The organism is Pseudomonas sp. SJZ078 (assembly GCF_007828255.1).
In the GTDB taxonomy this organism is placed as follows: Bacteria; Pseudomonadota; Gammaproteobacteria; order Pseudomonadales; family Pseudomonadaceae; genus Aquipseudomonas.
The window spans coordinates 42,644-66,410 of sequence record NZ_VIUG01000023.1 but is presented as its reverse complement, the minus strand read 5'-3'; the positions used below and the strand labels follow the sequence as shown (position 1 = coordinate 66,410).

The window sequence follows — 23,767 nt, the reverse complement described above, 5'->3', positions numbered from 1 at the left end:
GGACTGCCCGGAGGCAATACTGAACAGGCAGCCTTCTTGACGGGCCGCCGCGTATTAAGTTGCTCACTCACATCCCTTGCCGGGCTTTTGTTATTCATGGAGCCAACAACCGGACCCGCTCGAACCGCAAGCGGGCCTTCAATCAATCATTCGGCAGTGACCAGGCTCGGCGAACCGAGATTGGCCAGGCGCACGCTGTTCTGCACCTGCTGGACTTCACCCGGAGAGCCGATCGGCCCCAGGCGCACCCGATGCAGTGTCTGCTGGTTGCGCACGATCGAGCTGATGAACACCGGAGCGCTCACCATCGAGCTGAGCTTCGACCGGAGCAGCTCGGCAGCGTCCGGGTTGGCGAACGCGCCCACCTGCAGATACTGGCCAGACGCTGTTGCAGAAGCGTTTTTTTTTGCATCCAACTGCACAGGCACTACGGCCGCGGCGTGTTGCTGTGGCGGCGGTGTCCATTGTTCGACCGTGCCGGTGGATGCCGTCACCGTCGGCGCGGCATTTTGCGCCACTTTTGGCTCGTTGAGCATCAAAGGCGCCGGACGGCCACGCTGGGCCCACCATTCCTGCGGGTCGATGCCCTCGACCTTGACCCGCGCGGTGCCGATTTCAGCGTAACCGAGTTTTTTCGCCGCCGCATACGACAAGTCGATGATACGGTCGGAATAGAACGGCCCACGGTCATTGACCCGCAGGATCACGCTCTTGTTGTTGTCCAGGTTGGTCACCCGCACGTAACTGGGCAACGGCAAGGTCTTGTGGGCCGCGCTCATGCCGTACAGGTCATACACCTCACCATTGGCGGTGTTCTGGCCATGGAACTTGGTGCCATACCAGGACGCTGTGCCCGAGGCGACGTAGGTCTTGGAGTCGGCCATCGGGAAATAGGTCTTGCCCAGCACCGTGTACGGGTTGGCCTTGTAGGGGCCGGTGTGCAGGGTCGGGGTGGCGTCGGGAATGCGCGAGACATCCACGTCCCACCACGGCGCGCCGTCCTTGTGGGCACGGTTGATGTCCAGGCCCGGCATGGCGCGCACGGCGGTGGTGTTTTTCTGGGTCGGTGCGCGACTGGTCGAACAACTGACGACCAACAGCGACAGCGCAGCCAGTGCCACGAACTTCAAGGGCCTGGCGTTCAGGGGTTGATAGGTAGGCAATGCCTGCATTATTTGACGCCCCGTGCTTTGACCAGCTCTTCAGACAGTTGATGCACAGCCATGGCGTACATCACACTGCGGTTATAACGCGTAATTGCGTAGAAATTCTTCAGACCCATCCAGTATTCAGGGCCCTGCTCGCCTTCCAGGCGGATGGCGGTGACGGGCATGTCGTCACGCAGCGCATCATGACTCGACCAGCCCAGCGCCCGCAACTCCCCGACGGTTTTCGTCGGCTCGATGCCTTCGCTCAGGCCTTCGTCCACCTGCTCGCCTCGCACGTCGGCACGGCTGACCACCGGTTGACCGGCTTCCCAGCCGTGGCGCTTGAAATAGCTGGCAACACTACCGATGGCATCGGTCGGGTTGGTCCAGATATTGATGTGGCCATCGCCATCGAAATCTACCGCATAGGCGCGGAAACTGCTGGGCATGAATTGCGGCAGGCCCATGGCCCCGGCATAGGACCCCTTGAGGGTCAGCGGGTCGACCTGCTCCTCGCGGGCCAACAAGAGGAACTCGCGCAGTTCTTTGCGGAAGAACTCGGCCCGCGGCGGGTAATCGAAGCCCAGGGTCGACAGCGCGTCGATCACCCGGAAATTCCCGGTATTGCGGCCAAAGAAGGTCTCGACGCCGATGATGGACACGATGACCTGGGCCGGCACGCCATATTCCTGCTCGGCGCGGGCCAGGGCGGCCTCGTGTTGGCGCCAGAAGTCCACGCCCCGGGCGACGCGCGCCTCGGTGATGAACATCGGCCGGTATTCGCTCCACTGTTTGACCCGCTCGGCGGGCCGGGAGATCGCGTCGAGGATCGACTGCTTGCGTTCAGCCTCGCGGAACACCCCCATCAGTTGCTCACCGGCGAAGCCGTAGTCGCGGGTCATTTCACCGACGAATTCGGCCACCTGGGGCGAGCCTTCGTATTCACCGGCCAAGGCGTGCGACGCACCGCCCAGGAGGCCGATCAGGCCGACCCACGCATGTCGCGCCGACCAGCCACGCATTGCTTGCATTGAACTCTTCACCTTATTCAAACCTGCGCGATCCACTTGCGGTGGGTATGGATCGACATCAAGACCCCAAACGCTGACAGTAGCGTCACCAGCGAAGTTCCTCCGTAGCTGATGAAGGGCAACGGCACCCCCACGACCGGCAACAGGCCACTGACCATACCGATGTTGACGAAAACGTAAACAAAAAACGTCATGGTCAGGCTGCCCGCCAGCAACTTGCCGAACAAGGTCTGCGCCTGGGCGGTGATGACCAGCCCCCGGCCGATCAGCAACAGATAGATCAGCAGCAGCAGGCAGATCCCCACCAGGCCGAACTCCTCGCCCATCACGGCGATGATGAAGTCGGTGTGGCTTTCCGGCAGGAAGTCCAGGTGCGACTGGGTGCCCATCAGCCAACCCTTGCCGAATACCCCGCCGGAGCCGATGGCGGCCTTGGACTGGATGATGTTCCAGCCGGTGCCCAATGGGTCGCTTTCCGGGTCGAGGAAGGTCAGGATGCGCTGCTTCTGGTAGTCGTGCATCACGAAGTACCACATGGCGACCGACACCGGTATCGCGATGGCGATCACGCTCAAGATCCAGCGCCAGCGCAACCCGCCCATGAACAGCACGAAGGCTCCCCCCGCCAGGATCAGCAATGAAGTGCCAAGGTCCGGCTGGCGCACGATCAGGATGAACGGGATGCCGATCAGCATCAGGCTGATGCACACGTGCTTGAGCTGCGGCGGCAAGGTGCGCTTGGACAAGTACCAGGCGATGGTCGCCGGCATGATGATCTTCAGGAATTCCGAAGGCTGGAAGCGGATCACCCCAGGGATATTGATCCAGCGCGTGGCCCCCATGGCGTTGTGGCCCATTACATCCACCACCACCAACAGGCTCACGCCGACCACATAGGCCAGCGGCACCCAGCGCGCCATGAAACGAGGTTCAAGCTGGGCGATGACGATCATCGACACCAGGCCGATGCCGAACGAGGTGGCCTGCTTGGCCAGCAGGTCCCAGCTCTTGCCGCTGGCCGAATACAAGACGAACAGGCTGCCCGCGGCCAGGATCAGCAGCAGGACCAGCAGCGGGCCATCGATGTGCATGCGCTGCAACAGCGTGGCGCGACGGCGCATCACATCTTCGCTGGAAAGGATCCGGTCAAAATTATTCTTCACGGGCCGTAGCCTCCGCGGTGGTGGGGCTTGCGAATTCGGGCTTGAGCTGGCCGTGCTCGTCCAGCAGCCAGGCATCCATCACCTGGCGCACCACGGGCGCGGCGACACCGGAACCGGACTCACCGTTCTCGACCATCACCGAAACAACGATCTTCGGGTTGTCGGCCGGGGCGAAGCCGACGAACAAGGCGTGGTCGCGATGGCGCTCCTGGACTTTGGAGCGGTCGTACTTCTCGCCCTGCTTGATCGCGACCACCTGGGCCGTACCGCTCTTGCCGGCGATGCGATAAGGCGAGCCGATCGCCGCCTTGCGCGCCGTACCCCGGGCGCCGTGCATCACCTGCTGCATGCCGTTGTTGACCTTCTGCCAGTCCGACGGATTGTGCAGGACGATGTCCGGCATCGGGTCCGGGTCCACGGGCGGCTGGCCTTCGATGGTCTTGGCCAGGTGCGGGCGATGCCACTTGCCCTTGCTCGCCACCAGGGCAGTGGCCTGGGCCAGTTGCAACGGCGTTGCCTGCATGTAGCCCTGGCCGATCCCCAGGATCAGGGTTTCACCGGGGAACCACGCCTGGCGACGGGTCGCCCGCTTCCATTCCCGTGAGGGCATCAGGCCGGGCGATTCCTCGAACATGTCCAGGGAGACTTTCTGGCCGATGCCGAACTTGCCCAGGTAGGACGACAACCTATCGATCCCCAGCTTATGGGCCAGGTCATAGAAGTAGGTGTCATTGGAACGCATGATCGCCGTTTCCAGGTCCACATAGCCGTCGCCGGTACGGTTCCAGTTACGGTACTTGTGGTCATAGTTGGGCAGCATGTAATAACCGGGGTCGAAGACCCGGCTCGAGGCGGTCACCACGCCGGCGTCCAGCCCGGCGATCGCCACGGCCGGCTTTATGGTCGAGCCTGGCGGGTAGAGGCCGCGCAGGACACGGTTGAACAGGGGCCGGTCGATGGAGTCGCGCAACTCGGCATAGGCCTTGAAACTGATGCCGGTGACGAACAGGTTCGGGTCGAAACTCGGCTGGCTGACCATCGCCAGGACTTCGCCGGTGGCCGGGTCCAGCGCCACCACGGCGCCACGGCGTCCGCCCAGGGCCGCTTCAGCGGCTTCCTGCAACTTGATGTCCAGGCTCAGGACAATGTCCTTGCCGGGGATCGGGTCGGTGCGCTTGAGCACCCGCAACACGCGACCGCGGGCGTTGGTCTCGACTTCTTCGTAGCCCACCTGGCCGTGCAGCTCGGGCTCGTAGAAGCGCTCGATGCCGGTCTTGCCGATGTGGTGGGTGCCGCTGTAGTTGACCGGATCGAGGCTCTTGAGCTCTTTCTCGTTGATCCGCCCCATGTAGCCGACCGAGTGGGCAAAGTGCGCCCCCTGGGGGTAATGACGCACCAACTGCGCCACCACCTCGACGCCCGGCAGGCGGAACTGGTTCACCGCGATCAGAGCAATCTGCTCTTCGGTCAACTCGAACAGGATCGGCACCGGCTCGAACGGCCGACGCCCCTGACGCATGCGTTTTTCGAAGATGGCCCGATCCTCGGGCGTCAGTTGCAGCACTTCGACGATGACATCCAGCACCTGCTGCCAGTCGCCGGACCGCTCGCGGGTCATGCTCAGGCTGAAGCTGGGGCGGTTGTCAGCCACCACCACGCCATTGCGGTCGAAGATCAAACCACGGGTCGGCGGGATCGGCTGCACATGCACCCGGTTGTTTTCCGACAGGGTCGAGTGGTACTCGTACTGGATCACCTGGAGGAAATAGAGCCGCGCAATCAGCACGCCGATCAGCGTCACCACCGTAATGGCGCCGAACACGACGCGACTGCGCACCAGGCGGGCGTCTTTTTCGTGGTCCTTGATGCGGATCGGCTGAGGCATGAGGGCAGGATTACTTGTGGTAAGGGTGCCCGGACAGGACTGTCCAGGCACGATACAACTGTTCACCGATCAGAATCCGCACCAACGGGTGCGGCAACGTCAGAGGCGACAACGACCAGCGCTGATCGGCCCGGGCACAGACTTCCGGCGCCAGCCCTTCCGGGCCGCCGACCATGAAATTCACCGTGCGCGAGTCCAGCCGCCAGCGATCGAGCTCGACCGCCAGTTGCTCGGTGCTCCAGGGCTTGCCGTGGACCTCGAGGGTGACGATGCGCTCGTTCGGCCCGACCTTGGCCAGCATGGCTTCGCCCTCCTGGCGAATGAAGCGCGCCACGTCGGCGTTCTTCCCACGGGTGTTGAGCGGAATTTCCACCAGTTCCAGGGCCAGTTCGGAAGGAAGACGCTTGGCATATTCATGCCAGCCTTCTTCCACCCACTTGGGCATGCGGGAACCGACGGCGATCAGGCGCAGTCGCACAGCGATCCCTTACTGCTGGTCTTTGTTGAGCTTGGTAAAGTGCTCATGGGTGTTTTCAGGGCTGTGGTGACGGGCATCCGCCGCACGGCTCTGCTCGGCACCGGCCCACAGGCGCTCCAGGTCGTAGAACTGACGTGCCGAGGCGGTCATCATGTGCACGATGACATCGTCCATATCCAGCAGGACCCAGTCGCTGTCGCCCTTGCCTTCTTCACCCAGCGGCTTGATGCCCTGGGCCTTGACCGCTTCGCGGACCTTGTCCAGCATCGCGCCGATCTGGCGGTTGGAGGTACCGGTGGCGATGATCATGAAGTCCGTGATGCTCTGCTTTTCACGAACGTCGATCACCTGGATGTCCTGGGCCTTGACGTCTTCCAGGGCGGCAACGGCCACCTTGACCAGCTCCTCGCCGGCCAGTACGGCACCGGTATGGGCCTCAACAGGCAGCGGGGCGCTTTTGAAAGTGCCCTTGCGCTTTACTTTGTTTACGTCTTTGTCAGTCATATAAAACTCGTTTTGCTCGTATATTCGGGCGCTTCGCTACACGCATTCACGTGCCTTGAAGCAACCTCGTTCAGTTCGACGCACGGTACAGCCCGTGCGCATCGATGTAGGCCAGGACCGCGTCGGGCACCAGGAAACGTACCGACTTACCGCTGGCCAGCAGTTGACGGATCTGGGTGGCGGATACCGCGAGCGGCGTCTGCCAGACGAATGCAATCTGTCCGCTCGGCCCCTTGAGGGCCAGCGGGTCGCTCACCGAGCGCGCCGCCAGCAGGTTGCGCAAGGCATCCGGCGGCTCGCTATCGGCATCCGGGCGTTGCAACACCAGGATGTGGCAATGCTGGAGCAACTCTTCCCAGCGGTGCCAAGTGGGCAGGCCGCAAAACGCGTCCCAGCCCAGAAGCAGGAAAACCTGGGCGTCGGCGGGCATTTCGGCACGCATCAGCTCTAGGGTATCAATGGAGTAGGACGGTTTGTCCCGCTGCAATTCGCGGGCGTCCACCACCAGCGGCGGCACTCCGGCCACCGCGCACTCGACCATCGCCAGACGGTCCTGCGCCGACACCTGCGGCGTATCCCGGTGAGGCGGCCTGGCGTTGGGCGTCAGGCGTAGCTCATCGAGGCCCAGGGCGTCGGCGACTTCCAGCGCACCGCGCAAGTGGCCGATGTGCACCGGGTCGAACGTGCCGCCCAGGATACCGATGCGCCGGGGCAGGGCTGTCGTCGTCACAGCGGCTGACGGGTCGAGGTCGCCCAAGTCAGACCGGCTCCTGTCCGCGCAACTGGCCATCACCGACCACAATGTACTTCTCGCAGGTCAGCCCTTCGAGGCCCACCGGGCCGCGGGCGTGCAGCTTATCAGTAGAGATGCCGATCTCGGCGCCCAATCCGTATTCAAAGCCATCAGCGAAGCAGGTCGGGGTATTGATCATCACCGACGCCGAATCCACTTCAGTCACGAAGCGCCGGGTTTCGCCCTGGTGCTCGCTGACAATCGAATCGGTGTGGTGCGAACCATGACGATTGATGTGCTCGATGGCTTCATCCAACCCGTCGACCACGCGGATCGACAGGATCGGCGCCAGGTATTCGGTGTTCCAGTCCTCTTCGGTGGCTTCTGCCGCCTCGATGATCGCCCGGGTGCGCTCGCAGCCACGCAGCTCGACGCCTTTTTCGCGGAACTGAGCGGCCATCGCTGGTAGGAATTCCTGGGCGACGGCCTGGTCCACCAGCAGGGTTTCCATGGCACCGCAGATGCCGTAACGATAGGTCTTGGCGTTGAAGGCAATGCGCTGGGCCTTTGGCAGCTCGGCGTGGGCGCTGACGTAGACGTGGCAGATGCCGTCCAGATGCTTGATCACCGGTACACGGGCATCGCGGCTGACCCGTTCGATCAGGCCCTTGCCACCACGCGGCACGATGACATCGACGAACTCGGGCATGCTGATCAGCGCGCCGACAGCGGCGCGGTCGGTGGTTTCCACCACTTGCACCACGGCGGCCGGCAGCCCGGCCTCGGCCAGGCCACGCTGGATGCAGGCGGCAATGGCACGGTTGGAATGAATCGCCTCGGAACCGCCACGCAGGATGGTCGCGTTACCGGCCTTCAGGCACAGGCTCGCGGCGTCGATGGTCACGTTCGGCCGCGACTCGTAGATGATCCCGACCACGCCCAGGGGCACGCGCATCTTGCCGACCTGGATACCCGATGGCCGGTAGCTCATGTCGCGGATCGCCCCGACCGGGTCAGGCAGGGCCGCCACCTGACGCAGACCGACGATCATGCCGTCGATGCGCGCCGGGGTCAGCGCCAGTCGCTCGAGCATGGCCGGCTCGAGGCCATTGGCCCGGCCGGCGGCCAGGTCCAGCTCGTTGGCGGCGGACAACTCGGTGCGAGCGGCGTCCAGCGCATTGGCGGCGGCTTGCAGGGCACGGTTTTTCTGCGCGGTGCTGGCACGGCCGATGATGCGCGACGCTTCGCGAGCGGCGTGACCCAGGCGGGTCATGTAGTCAAGAACGGACTCAGTCATGGTCTGTGTGGTCTTGGCGAAGAGGAAAGCGGCAGATTATAGCTGTCGTAACCCTCGACTAACAGCATGGACTCACAGTGGTGACCGGCGGAGGCACAAAACTGTCAGGAATTTCACCTGTTCAGCGGCGATTAAGATTTCCATTGCTATCATCGCCCTTCCTTTGGCCTCAGTTCGTCTACTGTCATGACCGATTCGCCTCATACGCCAAACGCCCTGCCCCACGCCTTCTTCGACCGCGACGCCCAGGTGCTCGCCAAGGACCTGCTGGGCAAAGTCATTCGCCACAAGGTCGGCAACCTGTGGCTCAGCGCCCGCATCATCGAGACCGAAGCCTACTATTTCGCCGAAAAGGGCAGCCACGCCTCCCTGGGCTATACCGAAAAACGCAAGGCTCTGTTCCTCGACGGCGGCCACATCTATATGTACTACGCCCGGGGCGGCGACTCGCTGAACTTCAGCGCCCAGGGCCCGGGCAATGCGGTGCTGATCAAATCGGCGTACCCCTGGGTCGACGCTATCTCCGGCCCGGAGAGCCTGGCGCAGATGCTGCTGAACAACCCCGACGCCCAGAGCCGCCCACGCACACCGCAGAAGCTCTGCGCCGGACAGACCCTGCTTTGCAAGGCCCTGGGGCTGAAGGTGCCGGAATGGGACGCCAAACGCTTCGACCCCGAGCGATTGTTGGTGGAAGACGTGGCGGTGCCGACGGTCAATGTGATCCAGACCACCCGCCTGGGCATCCCATTGGGCCGCGACGAGCATCTGCCCTACCGTTTCGTCGACGCCGCCTATGCACCATGGTGCACCCGCAACCCCTTGCGGCGTGGACAGGTCGAGGGGCGCGATTATTTTTTGCTGCCTTGATAACACCGCCGCCCCCTGTGGGAGCGGGCTTGCTCGCGAAAGCGTCGGGTCAGCAGAATTGATGTCGACTGACACACCGCCTTCGCGAGCAAGCCCGCTCCCACATTGGATTTTCGGTGGCCACAGATTTTCGTTCAGCGCCGAAACCCCGTGGGAGCGAGCCTGCTCGCGATGGCGTCGGATCAGTAGAATCCGATATTGACTGACAAACCGCTATCGCGAGCAGGCTCGCTCCCACAATAACAATGCACATTCAATGGAGTTGTACCTATGGGCCCATGGCTCGATAGCATTACTGGCTGGCTGGCCGCCAACCCACAATGGCTGGCGGTGGCGGTGTTCATCGTGGCGTGCGTGGAATGCCTGGCGATCGCCGGGTTGATCGTACCGGGCACCGTGCTGCTGTTTGCCGTCGCGGTGCTGGCCGGCAGTGGTGCCTTGTCCCTGGGCGAGACACTGTTGCTGGGCTTGCTCGGGGGCTTGCTCGGGGATCTGGTATCGTACTTCCTGGGCCGGCACTTCCACCAGAACATCCGACGCCTGCCGGGGCTGCGGCACCACCCGGAATGGATGAGTGCGGCGGAAAGCTATTTCCAGCGCTACGGCATCGCCAGTCTGCTGGTGGGGCGTTTTATCGGCCCGTTGCGACCGATGCTGCCGATGGTGGCCGGGATGTGCGACATGCCCTTCCCCCGTTTTGCCGCCGTCAGCCTGCTGGCCGCGTCGGGTTGGAGCGTGGCGTACCTGTTGCCGGGCTGGGCCACCGGGGCAGCGATTCGCCTGCCGCTGCCCGAAGGCTTCTGGCTACAGGCCGGCATTGTCATCGGCAGCATCGCGGTCATGATCGGGTTGAGTGTCAACAGCAGCCTGCGGCGGCATCGACACGCCACGGCGCTGATTGCCGGCCTGGGCCTGGTGATCCTGCTCGGCCTGTTCATCGGTTTCCGCTACCTGACGGCCTTCGACCAAGGGTTGATGGCCCTGGTCCAGGAACATCGCAGCCCGACCCTGGACGAAATCGCCGTGACCTTCACGCTGATCGGCGAATTCCGCTTCATGCTGATCTTCAGCGCCCTGCTGACCGGACTGCTGTTACTGGCGCGCCAATGGCGACAGGCAATCTTCGCCGGTGCCACGATGCTGTTCACTGCCCTGGCCAATACCGGCTTCAAGCACTTTTTCGCCCGCGTGCGTCCGGAAATCCTCACCGACCCACTGACCAGCTACAGCATGCCCAGCGGTCATGCCTCCGGCTCGTTCGCGCTGTTCCTGGCACTCGCGGTCCTGGCCGGTCGCGGACAACCGCCACGCCTGCGCCTGACCTGGCTGCTGCTGGGCTGCCTGCCGGCGCTGGCGATTGCCTTGTCCCGGGTGTACCTGGGAGCCCATTGGCCCAGCGACATCCTCGCCGGCGCGATGCTCGCCGCCTGCGTCTGCGCCGCCATCCTGTGGTTGAGCCAACGCCAGACCCCACTGCCCGCCATGCCGCCGAAAATCTGGTGGCTGATCTTGCCGGCGCTGGTGGCCGCGTTCAGTTTCTTCGCTCTGCGGCATCTGCCTCATGGGATGTTGAGGTATGCCTACTAACGACCAGGCCTCTTGTGGGAGCGGGCTTGCTCGCGAATGCGGTGGGTCATCCAGCACATGTGTCGAATGACACACCGCATTCGCGAGCAAGCCCGCTCCCACAGAAGCCCGGCTGGGTCAGGCGAACAATTCGCCTTGCAACTCATCGAGCAATGCCTGGATCGCGTCCAGGCGCTGCTGCGGATCATCCAGTTGCAGCAGATCGATCTTGTCCAGTTCATTGAACGGCAGCAGGTAAGCCAATTGATTGGCCAATGATTGTTGACCGGTCGCCTCGGTGCCCATGTTCAGGGCCTCGACCATCGGGTGCTCGGCCAGGGCCTGGAGCAACGCCACCAGGTCGGCATCCTCGTCCTGCAGCGGTTGTTCCGGCTCATCCTCCAGCCACTCGACCTCGGCCACGGTGAGCTGGTCGGGCTGGATACTGCTGCCGTGCACGATAAAGCGGCGCCCGCCCAGCACACGAATTCCCAGCAGCCCATTGTCCTGCTGGGAAAAGTCGGTGATCAGCGCCTCACAGCCGACCCGTGCATAGCCTTGCGGCGCGATACCGACTTCCTGCCCGTCCAGGATGCACACCACCCCGAACCCTTCGCCCTTTTTCATGCAGCGCCCGATCATGTCGAGGTAGCGCGCCTCGAATATCTGCAAATCGAGAATGCAGCCGGGAAAAAGCACAGTGTTCAACGGAAAAAGCGGCAAATTCATAACTATTTCCTAGACCGTCATCGACACCACCAGCGGCAGCAGCACCGCCGTGGCCACGCCCATCAGACTCATCGCCAGCGCCGCAAAAGCGCCGGACTCCTCGCTTTCCTGCAACGCCACCGATGTCCCCACCGCGTGAGCCGTCAGGCCCAGGGCCATGCCCCGGGCTTCAGGACTGTGGACGCCCAGCCGGCTCAGGATACTCGGGCCCAGGATCGCCCCGAGCACCCCGGTGATCAAGACGAAAACCGCCGCCATGGCCGCTACGCCGCCGATCTGCTCGGCCACCAGCATGGCAATCGGCGAGGTCACCGACTTGGGCGCCATGGTCATCAGGATCATGTGCTCGGCGCCGAACGCCCAGCCCAGCAACACCGCAGAACCGGTGGCAAACACCCCACCTATCACCAGCGTAGTAAAGATCGGCCAGAACAATTGCCGGATCCGCCGTAGGTTCAGGTACAGCGGCACCGCCAGCGCGACCGTGGCCGGCCCCAGCAGGATGCTGAGGATTTCAGTGCTCTTGCGGTATTCGGCGTAGGTGATGCCGCAGCTGACCAGCACACCGATCAGCAGCACCATCGACATCAACACCGGTTGCAGGAATACCCAGCGGGTCTTCTCGAAAGCCGCCAGCACCAGTTGATAGGCCCCCAGGGTAATGCCGATGCCGAACAGCGGATGATGGATCACCGAGGCCCAGGCGCCCTGCCAGTCGAGGATCATGGCGTGTCCTCCTCCACGGCAGCGATGTGACGCCGGCCGAGGCGCTGCATCAACACCCCGGTGAACGCCATGGACAGGACCAGCGACAACACCAGCGCGCCGACGATGGCCCAGAAATCGGCGGCGATGGCCCGCGCGTAGACCATCACTCCCACCGCCGGCGGCACCAGCAGCAACGGCAGGTAACGCAGCAGGCTGCCGGCGGCCAGGCTCAATGGCTCGGCGACTTCGCCACGGACGATCAAATAGCCCAGCAACAGCAGCAGGCCGATGATCGGCCCCGGCAGCACCGGCAAGAACAAATGATTGATGGCGGTGCCCAGCAATTGAAACAGCACCAGCCAGGTCAGGCCCCGTAGCAACATCCGTCCTCTCCCCTGCAACCTCTACCCAATGAAAGCGCCCGCATTATAAGCACGCCCAGGCTATGGACCGGCATTCGTAAAAAGCATGGTCAGTGACCTTCCCTGTGCGTCATGTTGATCTACAGTGGTTCCCCGGAGGCCACCTGCTCCATACCAAAGATAGAACCGTTGAACCAAGGAGAGTCTCAATGCCCTATGTTCCCGTTGCAGCACTCAAAGATTATGTCGGCAAGGAACTCGGACGTTCCGACTGGCTGACTATCGACCAGGACCGCATCAACCTGTTCGCCGAAGCCACAGGCGACTTTCAGTTCATCCACGTCGATCCGGTCAAGGCCGCCCAGACGCCATTCGGCAGCACCATCGCCCACGGGTTCCTGTCGCTGTCGCTGATGCCCAAGTTGATGGAAGACATCCTGATCCTGCCTGAAGGCGTGAAAATGGTCGTCAACTACGGACTGGACAGCGTGCGCTTCATCCAGCCGGTGAAGGTCGATTCCAAGGTCCGGCTCAAGGTCGACCTGGTGGACGCCACCGAGAAAAAACCCGGCCAATGGCTGCTCAAGGCCACCGCCACGCTGGAGATCGAAGGCTCGGACAAGCCGGCCTACATCGCCGAGCCCCTGTCGCTCTGCTTCGTGTAACCCCTTCACGCATGCGAAACCGCCCAGGCAGTTTCGCAGCGCTTCTCTGGTTCTATCGCGCATAGCTGCGGCATACTCGTCGCCTGATTACCTGGATCCCGTTATGCGCTTACTTTTTCCCCTGGCTTTGACCCTGTTGCTGGCCGCCTGCGGCGATGGCGAATCACTGTTGCCGCCTGACGCACGCCTGCCCGATGGCGGACGCTACCGCGGCGATCTGGTAAATGGGCTGTTGCAGGGCCAGGGACGCGTCGACTACCCCAACGGCAGCTGGTATTCCGGGCAATTCGACAAAGGCCAATGGCATGGCGTCGGGGAATGGCACGGCAGCAATGGCGAGGTCTATCGCGGCCAGTTCCAGCAGGGCCTGTTCCACGGCCAGGGCCGTCTCGACACGCCCACCAGCAGCTATACCGGCGGCTTCAAGCAGGGACGCCGGGACGGCGAAGGCACGCTCAAGGAAAACGGCGTGACCTACCGTGGCGAGTTCAAGGCCGACCGCTATTCAGGCCTCGGCCGCCTGGAGCTTGCCGATGGCAGCCAATACCAGGGCCCGTTCGTCAATGGCAAGCCCAATGGAGACGGCCAGCGCTTCGATGCCGCGGGCAATCAGTTCACCGGGCATTTCGTCGATGGCCAGTTGCAGGGCAAAGGCACGTTCAACAGCGCCGACGGCGATGTCTATGTCGGCAGCTTCAAGAACAACCAGCTCAACGGTCGCGGCCGCTATGAAAATGCCGACGGCGATGTCTGGATCGGCCAGTTCAAGGACGGCGCGCTCACTGGCAAGGGCGAGCTGATCGGCGCCGATGGCAGCCATTACCTCGGCCGCTTCAATGAATGGCGCTTTACCGGCCAGGGCCGCCTGAACCTGCCCGATGGCAGTTTTTACATCGGCGAGTTCGAAAACGACAGTTACCACGGGCGCGGCACCCTGGTGCTGACCGATGGCACGGTGCAAAGCGGCACCTGGGCCAACGGCCAGCGGGTGCGCGATGCGGATGGCAAGCTGCTCCCGGACGTACTCGAGCTCGGCCTGCTGTCCCAGGGCCGTCTGCTGGATGACGCCCTGGCGCAGATTCCGGCGTCGACACCGGCGGTGGAACTGTACAGCCTGACCCTGGGCGGCGACGGCAAGCAGAGCGTGTTCCTGCGCGAATCCGACTATGTCGCCAACATGCTCGCAAGCCGTTTCGGCGCGTTCGGCCAGATCCGCCTGGTCAATCATCGCGATCACCTGGGCGACCGACCCATGGCGACCCGCGAAAGCCTGCGCCGCGCCGCCAACACCCTGGCCGAACGCAGCGGCCCGGAAGACCTGATCTTCATCTACCTGACCAGCCATGGCACCAGCGAACATGAGCTGGTGCTCGACCAGCCACGCATGGAACTGGCCGACCTGCCCGCCGACGAACTGGCGGTGGTGCTGGCACCGCTGAAGAACCGCGACAAGATCGTGGTGATCTCGGCCTGCTACTCCGGCGGTTTCATCCCGGCGATCAAGGATGAACGCACCCTGGTCATGACTGCTTCACGGGCCGACCGGGTGTCCTTCGGTTGCTCCGAGGAAGCCAACTTCACCTATTTCGGCGATGCCTTGTTCGCTCAGGCGCTGAATCAGACCGACGACCTTGAGCAGGCCTTCAAGCTCGCCAAGGCCACCGTGGCCGAACGGGAGCAGGCGGATAATTTCGAGGCCTCCGAGCCACAGATCTGGGCCCCGAGAACGGTCCTTTCCCACTGGCAACTGCTGCGTAAATTGCAGGCGCGAAAAGCATTGCAAAGTGCTGCACTGAACGACGATGTCAAAAAGAGCAACTAAGCTGAACCGTATCAAGGGGGAAACACTATGTACTTGACGCCTCAGCATGTTTTGCTCGCCGGCGCTACCGGATTGACCGGGGAACACCTGCTGGACCGGCTGCTCAACGAGCCGACCATCAGCCGGGTCCTGGCACCTTCCCGCCGGCCACTGGCCGAACATCCACATCTGGAAAATCCGGTCGGGGAGCCGGCCCAGGTCCTGCCGCAACTTGCCGGCCAAATCGACATAGCCTTTTGCTGCCTCGGTACGACCATCAAGAAAGCCGGTTCCGAACAGGCCTTTCGTGCAGTGGACCTGGACCTGGTGGTGGCGTTTGCCAAGCGCGCCCGGGAACTGGGGGCACGGCACCTGATCGTTATCAGTGCCCTGGGTGCGGATGCAAAGTCGTCGATCTTCTACAACCGGGTCAAAGGCGAGATGGAAGCAGCGCTCAAGGCCCAGGACTGGCCGCAACTGACGATCTGCCGCCCTTCCCTGCTGTTGGGCGACCGCGTCGAGCCTCGGCTGGCCGAGCAACTGGCCGGGCCCTTGTCAAAGCTGATTCCCGGCAAGTATCACGGTATCGAAGCCTGCCAACTGGCCCGCGCCATGTGGCGCCTGGCCTTGGAAGAACAGGATGGGGTGCGGGTGGTGGAGTCGGATGAGCTGCGTAAGTTGGGTAAATGACCTGAGGGCTGCTGGGCTTTTGTGGCGAGGGGATTTATCCCTGCTAGGGTGCAAAGCGCCCCCCAAAACCTGAACCTGCGGTGTATCAGACAGACCGAAGGGCACTGCTTCGCAGTCCAGCGGGGATAAATCCCCTCGCCACAGATACCTCATCGCCATTGGGCTCTGTGGTGTTACAACCCACCCGTCGCCCGGAACCCCACCCCCATCGCCGTAAACAACGACAACGGCAGCAACAAGGTATCGAGCAATGCACTGCCCGGCAGGTCAACACCGGGGTAGCTCGGGGCTTCGGCGCCAAAGCGGTCCTTCGCGCAGCAGCCACCGTTGAGGGCGTAAAGGTCCAGGCGAGTGCCCGCATACACCACCGGCGCACCGGGCTTGGCGGCGTCGAGGGTGCGGGCGGTGGCACAACCGGTCAGTTGCAGCGCCAGCAGCACGATCAGCAGCTTATTCATCACTGCTCAAGTGGTGTTCGCCCCAGCGCGGCAACATGTCCTGGGGGATATTCAGCAGGTTGAGGATCCGCGCGACGACGAAATCAATCAGGTCGTCGATGGTCTGCGGCTGATGATAGAAGCCCGGCGAGGCCGGCAGGATGGTCACGCCCATATTCGACAGCTTGAGCATGTGCTCCAGATGAATGCTCGAATACGGCGCCTCCCGCGGCACGAGGATCAACTGGCGACGCTCCTTGAGCGTCACGTCCGCGGCCCGTTCGATCAGGTTGTTGCAGGCCCCGGTGGCAATCGCCGACAGCGTCCCGGTGGAACACGGCACCACCACCATGGCCGCCGGCGAGCCGGAGCCCGATGCCACCGGCGACATCCAGTCTTCCTTGCCATACACCCGGATCTGCCCCGCTGCCGCGCCGGTGTATTCGGTGAGGAAGGCCTGCATCATCTGGGTCTTGGCCGGTAGGGTCACGTCGGTTTCCGTCGCCATCACCAACTGCGCGGCCTTGGAAATGAGGAAATGCACCTCGCGGTCCTCACGCACCAGGCAATCGAGCAGGCGCAAGCCGTACTGGGCGCCGGACGCACCGGTCATCGCCAGCGTGATGCGTTCCGGGCCATTGCTCATTTCAGCGCCTCAGCCAGTTTGCCATGCAGGCCGCCGAAGCCGCCGTTACTCATGATCACCACGTGAGTGCCGGGCTGGGCCTGGCTCTTCACGCGTTCGATGATGCCCTCCAGGGAATCGCTGACAATCGACGGCACCGTGCACAACGCGGCCGTGGCTCCCAGGTCCCAACCGAGGTTGGCCGGCGCGTACCAGATCACCTGGTCGGCATCGACCACGCTCTCCGGCAGGCCATCGCGGTGGGCGCCGAGCTTCATCGAGTTGGAGCGCGGCTCGATGATCGCGATCAACGGCGCATCGCCAATACGCTTGCGCAAACCATCGAGGGTCGTGGCAATGGCGGTCGGATGGTGGGCGAAATCGTCATAGATGGTGATACCGCGTACTTCGGCGACCTTTTCCATGCGGCGCTTGACGCTCTTGAACGCGCTCAGCGCGGCGATACCCATCGACGGTACCACGCCTACATGACGCGCCGCTGCCAAAGTGGCCAGAGCGTTGGCGACGTTGTGCTGGCCGGTCAGTTCCCACTCCACGACGCCTTGGGACTGGCCCTCGAACATCACTTCGAACTGCGAACCGTCGTCCTTCAGCAACTTCACCTGCCACTGCCCGCCCACGCCGGTGGTCTGCACCGGAGTCCAGCAGCCCATCTCGATGACCCGCTGCAAGGCTGGCTCAGTGGTTGGATGAATCACCAGGCCTTCGCTCGGGATGGTGCGGACCAGATGGTGGAATTGCCGCTCGATGGCCGCCAGATCAGGGAAGATGTCTGCGTGATCGAATTCCAGGTTATTGAGGATCGCCGTGCGCGGGCGGTAGTGGACGAATTTCGAACGCTTGTCGAAAAACGCGCTGTCGTATTCATCGGCTTCAATCACGAAGAACGGCGTAGCGCCCAGGCGCGCCGACACCGAGAAATTCTGCGGCACACCACCGATCAGGAAACCCGGGCTCATGCCCGCGTGCTCCAGCACCCAGGCGAGCATGCTGCTGGTGGTGGTCTTGCCGTGTGTCCCCGCCACGGCCAGGACCCAACGGCCCTGCAACACGTGATCGGCCAACCACTGCGGCCCGGACACATACGGCAGGCCTTTGTTGAGCACGTACTCCACCGCCGGGTTGCCACGGGACATGGCGTTGCCGATGACTACCAGGTCCGGTGCCGGGTCCAACTGCGCGGGGTCATAGCCCTGCGTCAGTTCGATGCCCTGAGCTTCCAGTTGGGTGCTCATCGGCGGGTAGACGTTGGCGTCGGAACCGGTCACGTGATGGCCAAGCTCCTTGGCCAGGACCGCCATCGACCCCATGAAAGTGCCGCAAATACCGAGAATATGGATGTGCATAGTCGACCTCGTAAAACATGGCCGCAGGTTAGCGTAGGGAGGGAGAAATCGCATCTTTTGTATTTGGAGCTACCTGATGCTCACAGGCCAGTGAGCACCACCGAACGCTGTGGGAGCGGGCTTGCTCGCGAATGCGGTGTGTCATCCACCAGATGCGTCAACTGACACACCGCTTTCGCGAGCAAGCCCGCTCCCACAGGGGATTTTCAGTGGCCGTGGGATCCGGGCTCAGCGAGCGATCGCGTGTTTGCGCAGTTTCCGGTAGAGGGTATTGCGGCTGATACCCAACTGCTCGGCCGTGTTGGTCATGTGCCAGCGGGTCTGTTCCAGTGCATTGAGCAAGGCCAGCCGCTCCGCATCTTCCAGCGGATGTTCGGATGTGGGTGTGCCCTCCAACGCCGGTCGTGCCTGGCGAATCATCGCTGGCAGGTCCTCCAGCCCGATCCTGCCACCGTCGCACAATGCGGCGAGAGTGCGCAGCACGTTGCGCATCTGCCGCACGTTGCCCGGCCAGTCGAACGCCAGGAGCGCCCGGCGCGCCGGCTCGTCGATGAACACCGCCTCGGTGACGCTTTCTTCGGCCAGCAGAAAATCCAGCAACTGCGCCTTGTCGCTGCGCTCGCGCAACGCCGGCAAAGGGATTTCCAGGCCGTTGAGCCGGTAGTACAAGTCTTCGCGGAAACTGCCGTCCTGCACTCGCTCAAGCAATTGCCGGTGGGTGGCGCTGATGATGCGCACATTAACCGCCTCGGGTTCACCACCGATGGGCACCACCTGGCGATCCTCCAGCACCCGCAGCAAGCGGGTCTGCAAGGCCAGGGGCATGTCACCGATTTCATCCAGGAACAAGGTGCCACCGTCAGCCTGCTGCAGCTTGCCGCGCATGCCTTCCTTGCGCGACCCAGTAAAACTGCCGCCGCGATAGCCGAACAGCTCGCTCTCGATCAGGCTTTCGGGGATGGCCGCGCAATTGAGGGCGACGAAATTTTTCCCGGCGCGCTGACTGGCCTGGTGCACGGCCTTGGCGAAGGCTTCCTTGCCACAACCGGTTTCACCGTTGACCAGCAGTGGTACATCGCGCTCGAACACCCGTAGCGCCTTGCGGAAATGCTCCTGCAATCGCGCATCCCCCAGGCAGATACCCGACAGTCGCGGCGGCTCAGTCACCTTGGGTGGCGGCGCGAGTGGAACCGGGACACTGCGAGGCTGACCACGCAGTACCGCGAACAAATGCCGACCGTCACGGGTGCGCAGCGACCAACTGGCGCTGGCGTGGACGCTGGCCCGGCCCAGCAATTCGTCCAGCGAACAATCGAAAAACGCTTCTACCGGTTGCCCCAGCAAGCCGCCGCGAATGTGCCCCAGCAGGTTGAGCGCACTCTGGTTGACGGCACAGATACGCCCTTCGCCGTCGAACGCCAGCAGCCCTTCGCTGAACAACCCTACGGACTCGGCCTGCAGATGAAAGCGCAGCAGCCATTGATTGTCGAAGCAGCGCAGGAAATAGCAGCTCTCGATCATCTTCGCCGAGAGATTCACCAACGCCATGGTGTGGAACTGGCTCTGGCGCGACACGTCCGGTCGGGCCGAGGAGACGTCGAGCACCGCCAGCAGTTCGCCATGGGGGTCGAAGACCGGGCTGGCCGAGCAGGTCAGGCCGGTGTGGCGACCGCGAAAATGTTCTTCCTGGTGAATGGTCAGCGCCTGGCGCTCCACCAGGCAGGTGCCAATGCCATTAGTGCCTTCGCAGGCCTCGCTCCAGTCGGCCCCGAGCCAGAGACCGGCTCGTTCGAAAATCTTCCGTTCGCTGGGAGCGGTGACGCAGTTGAGAATCACGCCCCGGGCGTCGGTCAGCAACACCGCGTGGCCGGCACCGGACAGTTGCTGGTGCAGGCTGGTCATTTCATTACCAGCGATGTGCAGCACCTGTTGCAGGCGCTCGCGGCTTTCCAGCACCCGACCATGCTCGAGCACCGTCGGCGCCAGGTTCTGGGCCGGGTCGAGGTGGTAATCCTCGAGGCAGCGCAGCCAGGAACGGGCAATCGACGGATCGCTGCCAGGCCCCTGCAGATGGGCCTTGCCCTGGGTGACCGTCAGGACCTGTTGGGCATGGCGACTCAAATGGTTGCTGTGCATTTCTTATTATTCTCCTGCTGAAGCAACTGTCGAACACCGGACCCGTGCTTGACACTTAACTTGTGGCGAGGGGATTTATCCCTTCGCCACAGACAATCCCTCACCACAATTGTGCTTGCAGGGCAACTGGGTGAAGCCCAGCATCCTCCAGCCCAACCGCCTTTGCAATGCTGGCGCGACCTGTCAGTCACAGACTGTCTCGCATCTGGCACAAACTGTCACATCCGCTGTATCGAAAGCGCCACACACCCCATCCGCTTGTCCGACCAACTCCTCCTAAAGTCTTGATTTTCGGGCCCTGCACGGCAATGGCCCAACCTTTGCTCTAGGCTTAGATACCGGCGCTCAATTTGCGCGGCCTCCCGTATAAGCACAAAAGCCAAGGAGAATTCACCATGCGTTACGCTCACCCCGGTACTGAAGGCGCTATCGTCTCGTTCAAGAGCAAATACGGTAACTACATCGGCGGCGAGTTCGTCGCGCCTGTCAAAGGTCAGTACTTCACCAATACTTCCCCGGTCAATGGCCAGCCCATTGCCGAATTCCCGCGCTCCACGGCCGAAGACATCGAAAAAGCCCTGGACGCGGCCCACGCTGCTGCCGATGCCTGGGGCGCCACCTCGGCCCAGGCCCGTTCGCTGATCCTGCTGAAAATCGCCGACCGCATCGAACAGAACCTCGAAACCCTGGCGATCACCGAATCCTGGGACAACGGCAAGGCCGTGCGTGAAACCCTCAACGCCGATATTCCCCTGGCCGCCGACCACTTCCGCTACTTCGCCGGTTGCCTGCGGGCCCAGGAAGGCGCGGCCGCCGAGATCGACGGCAACACCGTGGCCTATCACATCCACGAACCGCTGGGGGTGGTCGGGCAGATCATCCCGTGGAACTTCCCACTGCTGATGGCCGCCTGGAAACTCGCCCCGGCCCTGGCCGCCGGCAACTGCGTGGTGCTCAAGCCTGCCGAGCAAACCCCACTAGGCATCTGCGTACTCATGGAACTGATCGGTGACCTGCTGCCGCCCGGCGTGCTGAACGTGGTGCAAGGCTTCGGCAAGGAAGCCGGCGAAGCCCTGGCGACCAGCAAGCGCATTGCCAAGATCGCCTTCACCGGCTCGACTCCGGTCGGCTCGCACATCATGAAATGCGCCGCCGAAAACATCATCCCGTCCACCGTGGAACTGGGCGGCAAGTCGCCGAACATCTTCTTCGAAGACATCATGCAGGCCGAACCAAGCTTCATCGAAAAAGCCGCCGAAGGCCTGGTGCTGGCGTTCTTCAACCAGGGCGAAGTCTGCACCTGCCCGTCCCGCGCCCTGGTGCAGGAATCGATCTACGACGAATTCATGCAGGTGGTGATGAAGAAGATCGAGCAGATCAAACGCGGCGACCCGCTGGACACCGACACCATGGTCGGCGCCCAGGCGTCCGAGCAACAGTTCGACAAGATCCTCTCGTACCTGGAAATCGCCAAGGGCGAAGGTGCTCAACTGCTGACCGGCGGCCAGGTGGAAAAACTCGAAGGCAACCTCGCCAGCGGGTATTACATCCAGCCGACCCTGCTCAAGGGCACCAACAAGATGCGCGTGTTCCAGGAAGAAATCTTCGGCCCGGTGGTGAGCATTACCACCTTCAAGGATGAAGCCGAAGCCCTGGCGATCGCCAACGACACCGAGTTCGGCCTCGGCGCCGGCCTGTGGACCCGCGACATCAACCGCGCCTACCGCATGGGCCGGGCGATCAAGGCCGGTCGCGTCTGGACCAACTGCTACCACCTGTACCCGGCGCATGCCGCGTTCGGTGGCTACAAGAAGTCCGGCGTGGGTCGTGAAACCCACAAGATGATGCTCGATCATTATCAGCAGACCAAGAACCTGCTGGTGAGCTACGACATTAATCCGCTGGGGTTCTTCTAAACCCCCTGGGGCGATTCAGGTAGGTCCTGCGTCGCTCCCTAGATAGCTTTCGCGAGCAAGCCCGCTCCCACAGGGGATTTGCGTCGGCTCACAGTCCCCTGTGGGAGCGGGCTTGCTCGCGAAGGCTTCCTCACTAACACACCCTAACCAATGCCCCACAGCCCTGGCATAACCTTTGCGTGCCCGCTCCACACCCCAACCACCGAAAGTCCACCAAAGATCAAAAACCAAGAGAGGACTTATGACGACTACCAACCAACTCAAACCCACACTCGGTACCCTGCATCTGTGGGGCATTGCCGTCGGCCTGGTGATTTCCGGCGAGTATTTCGGCTGGAGTTACGGCTGGGGCACGGCAGGGACGCTGGGCTTTCTCGTCACCGCGCTGATGGTGGCATTGATGTACACCTGTTTCATCTTCAGCTTCACCGAGCTGACCACCGCGATTCCCCACGCCGGCGGGCCGTTCGCCTATAGCCGACGGGCCTTTGGCGAGAAAGGCGGGTTGATCGCCGGGATCGCCACCTTGATCGAGTTCGTTTTTGCGCCCCCGGCCATCGCCATGGCCATTGGCGCCTACCTCAACGTGCAGTTCCCGGACCTGGACCCGAAAGTGGCGGCGGTTGGCGCCTACATTGTGTTCATGACCCTGAACATCCTCGGCGTCAGCATCGCCGCGGCGTTCGAGCTGGTGGTCACCGTGCTGGCGGTGGCCGAACTGCTGGTGTTCATGGGCGTGGTCGCGCCGGGCTTCAGTTTCAGCAACTTCGTGCTCAACGGCTGGTCTGGTGCAAATGAGTTCAGCCTCGCCTCAATTCCGGGCATTTTCGCGGCGATTCCCTTCGCGATCTGGTTCTTCCTCGCCATCGAGGGTGCGGCCATGGCCGCCGAAGAAGCCAAGGATCCGAAACGCACGATTCCCCGCGCCTACGTCAGCGGCATCCTGACCCTGGTGTTCCTGGCCATCGGCGTGATGATCATGGCCGGCGGCGTGGGCGACTGGCGCCAACTGTCGAACATCAACGACCCGCTGCCCCAGGCAATGAAAGCAGTGGTCGGCAACAATTCGACCTGGATGCACATGCTGGTGTGGATCGGCCTGTTCGGCCTGGTGGCGAGCTTCCACGGGATCATCCTCGGCTACTCGCGGCAGTTCTTCGCCCTGGCCCGGGCCGGTTACCTGCCACGGGGCCTGGCGAAACTGTCGCGCTTCCAGACCCCGCACCGGGCGATCCTGGCCGGCGGCGTCATCGGCATCGCGGCGATCTACAGCGATGGCCTGGTGAACCTGCAAGGCATGAGCCTGACGGCGGCGATGATCACCATGTCGGTGTTCGGCGCCATCGTGATGTACATCATCAGCATGCTCAGCCTGTTCCGGCTGCGTAAGGTCGAGCCGAACCTGGAGCGTACCTTCCGTGCTCCGGGCTACCCCATCGTACCGGGCATCGCGCTGTTCCTGGCCGTGGTGTGCCTGGTGGCGATGGCCTGGTTCAATACCCTGATCGGGCTGGTGTTCCTGGCGTTCATGATCGTTGGCTACCTGTACTTCCAACTGACCGCCAAACAACGCTCCGCTGCCCCGGCGGACGCTATGCTTACTGGGATTTGAAGCAGAACCCTTGGGTGGACTGAGTTCTCTGCATGAGAACCCAGTCC

The 23,767-nt window shown here is 62.8% G+C and carries 22 protein-coding genes and 1 pseudogene; 7 read left to right on the top strand and 16 right to left on the bottom strand.

Translation table 11 applies throughout. The features are described 5' to 3' along the window. Nucleotides 1-146: 146 nt before the first annotated feature. From FBY02_RS19505 to FBY02_RS19470, 8 genes are all read right to left on the bottom strand, one after another. Nucleotides 147-1,172 carry a septal ring lytic transglycosylase RlpA family protein gene (locus tag FBY02_RS19505; protein WP_144929859.1) on the bottom strand — a complete coding sequence of 342 codons (1,026 nt, stop codon included), beginning with the start codon at nt 1,170-1,172 and terminating at the stop codon, nt 147-149. Further along, nucleotides 1,172-2,179 (bottom strand): lytic murein transglycosylase B, encoded by a 1,008-nt coding sequence (mltB, locus tag FBY02_RS19500; protein WP_144929858.1) that lies wholly within the window; start codon nt 2,177-2,179, stop codon nt 1,172-1,174. Before mltB ends, FBY02_RS19505 begins: the two co-directional genes overlap by 1 nt. Nucleotides 2,180-2,196: 17 nt before the next feature. Further along, entirely contained in the window at nt 2,197-3,300 is a 1,104-nt protein-coding gene (gene rodA, locus FBY02_RS19495; RefSeq protein WP_178112051.1) for a rod shape-determining protein RodA, read from the bottom strand. 31 nt (nt 3,301-3,331) lie between these two features. Next, the gene (mrdA, locus tag FBY02_RS19490; protein ID WP_047702700.1) at nt 3,332-5,227 is read right to left on the bottom strand and encodes a penicillin-binding protein 2; all 1,896 of its coding nucleotides are present in this window, start codon (nt 5,225-5,227) and stop codon (nt 3,332-3,334) included. Between the two features lie 10 nt (nt 5,228-5,237). Further along, a complete protein-coding gene (rlmH, locus tag FBY02_RS19485) occupies nt 5,238-5,705 on the bottom strand; it encodes a 23S rRNA (pseudouridine(1915)-N(3))-methyltransferase RlmH (RefSeq protein WP_003185785.1) in 468 nt (155 codons plus the stop codon). A 9-nt stretch (nt 5,706-5,714) separates the two neighbouring features. Then, nucleotides 5,715-6,209: a ribosome silencing factor gene (gene rsfS, locus FBY02_RS19480; RefSeq protein WP_047702701.1), complete on the bottom strand. Its 495-nt coding sequence runs from the start codon at nt 6,207-6,209 to the stop codon at nt 5,715-5,717. 70 nt (nt 6,210-6,279) lie between these two features. After that, nucleotides 6,280-6,924 (bottom strand): nicotinate-nucleotide adenylyltransferase, encoded by a 645-nt coding sequence (nadD, locus tag FBY02_RS19475; protein WP_178112049.1) that lies wholly within the window; start codon nt 6,922-6,924, stop codon nt 6,280-6,282. A 43-nt stretch (nt 6,925-6,967) separates the two neighbouring features. Next, complete coding sequence (locus FBY02_RS19470) at nt 6,968-8,239, bottom strand: glutamate-5-semialdehyde dehydrogenase (protein ID WP_144929855.1); 1,272 nt, start codon at nt 8,237-8,239, stop codon at nt 6,968-6,970. A 186-nt stretch (nt 8,240-8,425) separates the two neighbouring features. On the opposite strand from FBY02_RS19470, the gene FBY02_RS19465 reads away from it, so the two are divergent. Together FBY02_RS19465 and FBY02_RS19455 are read left to right on the top strand one after the other, a co-directional pair. Continuing rightward, nucleotides 8,426-9,106 (top strand): DNA-3-methyladenine glycosylase, encoded by a 681-nt coding sequence (locus tag FBY02_RS19465; protein WP_144929854.1) that lies wholly within the window; start codon nt 8,426-8,428, stop codon nt 9,104-9,106. Between the two features lie 270 nt (nt 9,107-9,376). Further along, nucleotides 9,377-10,693: a bifunctional DedA family/phosphatase PAP2 family protein gene (locus FBY02_RS19455; RefSeq protein WP_144929853.1), complete on the top strand. Its 1,317-nt coding sequence runs from the start codon at nt 9,377-9,379 to the stop codon at nt 10,691-10,693. Between the two features lie 117 nt (nt 10,694-10,810). Here FBY02_RS19455 and FBY02_RS19445 read toward each other — a convergent pair whose 3' ends face one another. The 3 genes from FBY02_RS19445 to FBY02_RS19435 are packed head-to-tail and all read right to left on the bottom strand — an operon-like array spanning nt 10,811 to nt 12,492. Continuing rightward, nucleotides 10,811-11,401, bottom strand: coding sequence for an LON peptidase substrate-binding domain-containing protein (locus FBY02_RS19445; RefSeq protein ID WP_144929852.1), 591 nt, complete (start codon nt 11,399-11,401; stop codon nt 10,811-10,813). Between the two features lie 9 nt (nt 11,402-11,410). Beyond that, nucleotides 11,411-12,127, bottom strand: a complete 717-nt coding sequence (locus FBY02_RS19440; RefSeq protein ID WP_144929851.1) for an LrgB family protein — start codon at nt 12,125-12,127, stop codon at nt 11,411-11,413. Continuing rightward, entirely contained in the window at nt 12,124-12,492 is a 369-nt protein-coding gene (locus FBY02_RS19435; protein WP_144929850.1) for a CidA/LrgA family protein, read from the bottom strand. The genes FBY02_RS19440 and FBY02_RS19435 overlap by 4 nt, the downstream gene beginning before the upstream one ends. Nucleotides 12,493-12,680: 188 nt before the next feature. Between FBY02_RS19435 and FBY02_RS19430 the strand changes: the two genes are divergently transcribed. From FBY02_RS19430 to FBY02_RS19420, 3 genes are all read left to right on the top strand, one after another. Continuing rightward, nucleotides 12,681-13,136, top strand: coding sequence for a MaoC family dehydratase (locus FBY02_RS19430; protein WP_025215658.1), 456 nt, complete (start codon nt 12,681-12,683; stop codon nt 13,134-13,136). Between the two features lie 103 nt (nt 13,137-13,239). Beyond that, nucleotides 13,240-14,958, top strand: a complete 1,719-nt coding sequence (locus FBY02_RS19425; protein WP_144929849.1) for a C13 family peptidase — start codon at nt 13,240-13,242, stop codon at nt 14,956-14,958. A 27-nt stretch (nt 14,959-14,985) separates the two neighbouring features. After that, nucleotides 14,986-15,627, top strand: a complete 642-nt coding sequence (locus tag FBY02_RS19420; protein ID WP_144929848.1) for an oxidoreductase — start codon at nt 14,986-14,988, stop codon at nt 15,625-15,627. Between the two features lie 173 nt (nt 15,628-15,800). Here FBY02_RS19420 and FBY02_RS19415 read toward each other — a convergent pair whose 3' ends face one another. The 5 genes and pseudogenes from FBY02_RS19415 to FBY02_RS19395 all read right to left on the bottom strand — a co-directional run bounded on the left by FBY02_RS19415 (nt 15,801) and on the right by FBY02_RS19395 (nt 20,192). Continuing rightward, nucleotides 15,801-16,085 carry a YceK/YidQ family lipoprotein gene (locus FBY02_RS19415; RefSeq protein WP_047702712.1) on the bottom strand — a complete coding sequence of 95 codons (285 nt, stop codon included), beginning with the start codon at nt 16,083-16,085 and terminating at the stop codon, nt 15,801-15,803. Beyond that, the gene (ubiX, locus tag FBY02_RS19410) at nt 16,078-16,710 is read right to left on the bottom strand and encodes a flavin prenyltransferase UbiX (RefSeq protein WP_047702713.1); all 633 of its coding nucleotides are present in this window, start codon (nt 16,708-16,710) and stop codon (nt 16,078-16,080) included. The genes FBY02_RS19415 and ubiX overlap by 8 nt, the downstream gene beginning before the upstream one ends. Next, entirely contained in the window at nt 16,707-18,056 is a 1,350-nt protein-coding gene (gene mpl, locus FBY02_RS19405; RefSeq protein WP_144929847.1) for a UDP-N-acetylmuramate:L-alanyl-gamma-D-glutamyl-meso-diaminopimelate ligase, read from the bottom strand. The genes ubiX and mpl overlap by 4 nt, the downstream gene beginning before the upstream one ends. 107 nt (nt 18,057-18,163) lie before the next feature. Next, nucleotides 18,164-18,253 (bottom strand): annotated as a pseudogene (locus FBY02_RS28825) (metal ABC transporter ATP-binding protein); the annotation flags it as partial. A 31-nt stretch (nt 18,254-18,284) separates the two neighbouring features. Then, entirely contained in the window at nt 18,285-20,192 is a 1,908-nt protein-coding gene (locus tag FBY02_RS19395; RefSeq protein WP_144929846.1) for a sigma-54-dependent Fis family transcriptional regulator, read from the bottom strand. A 395-nt stretch (nt 20,193-20,587) separates the two neighbouring features. Here FBY02_RS19395 and FBY02_RS19390 point away from each other — a divergent pair, with 395 nt between their 5' ends. Both FBY02_RS19390 and eat read left to right on the top strand, forming a co-directional pair. Next, entirely contained in the window at nt 20,588-22,108 is a 1,521-nt protein-coding gene (locus tag FBY02_RS19390) for an aldehyde dehydrogenase family protein (RefSeq protein ID WP_144929845.1), read from the top strand. A gap of 241 nt (nt 22,109-22,349) precedes the next feature. Further along, nucleotides 22,350-23,720, top strand: a complete 1,371-nt coding sequence (gene eat, locus FBY02_RS19385; RefSeq protein ID WP_144929844.1) for an ethanolamine permease — start codon at nt 22,350-22,352, stop codon at nt 23,718-23,720. Nucleotides 23,721-23,767: the final 47 nt, after the last annotated feature.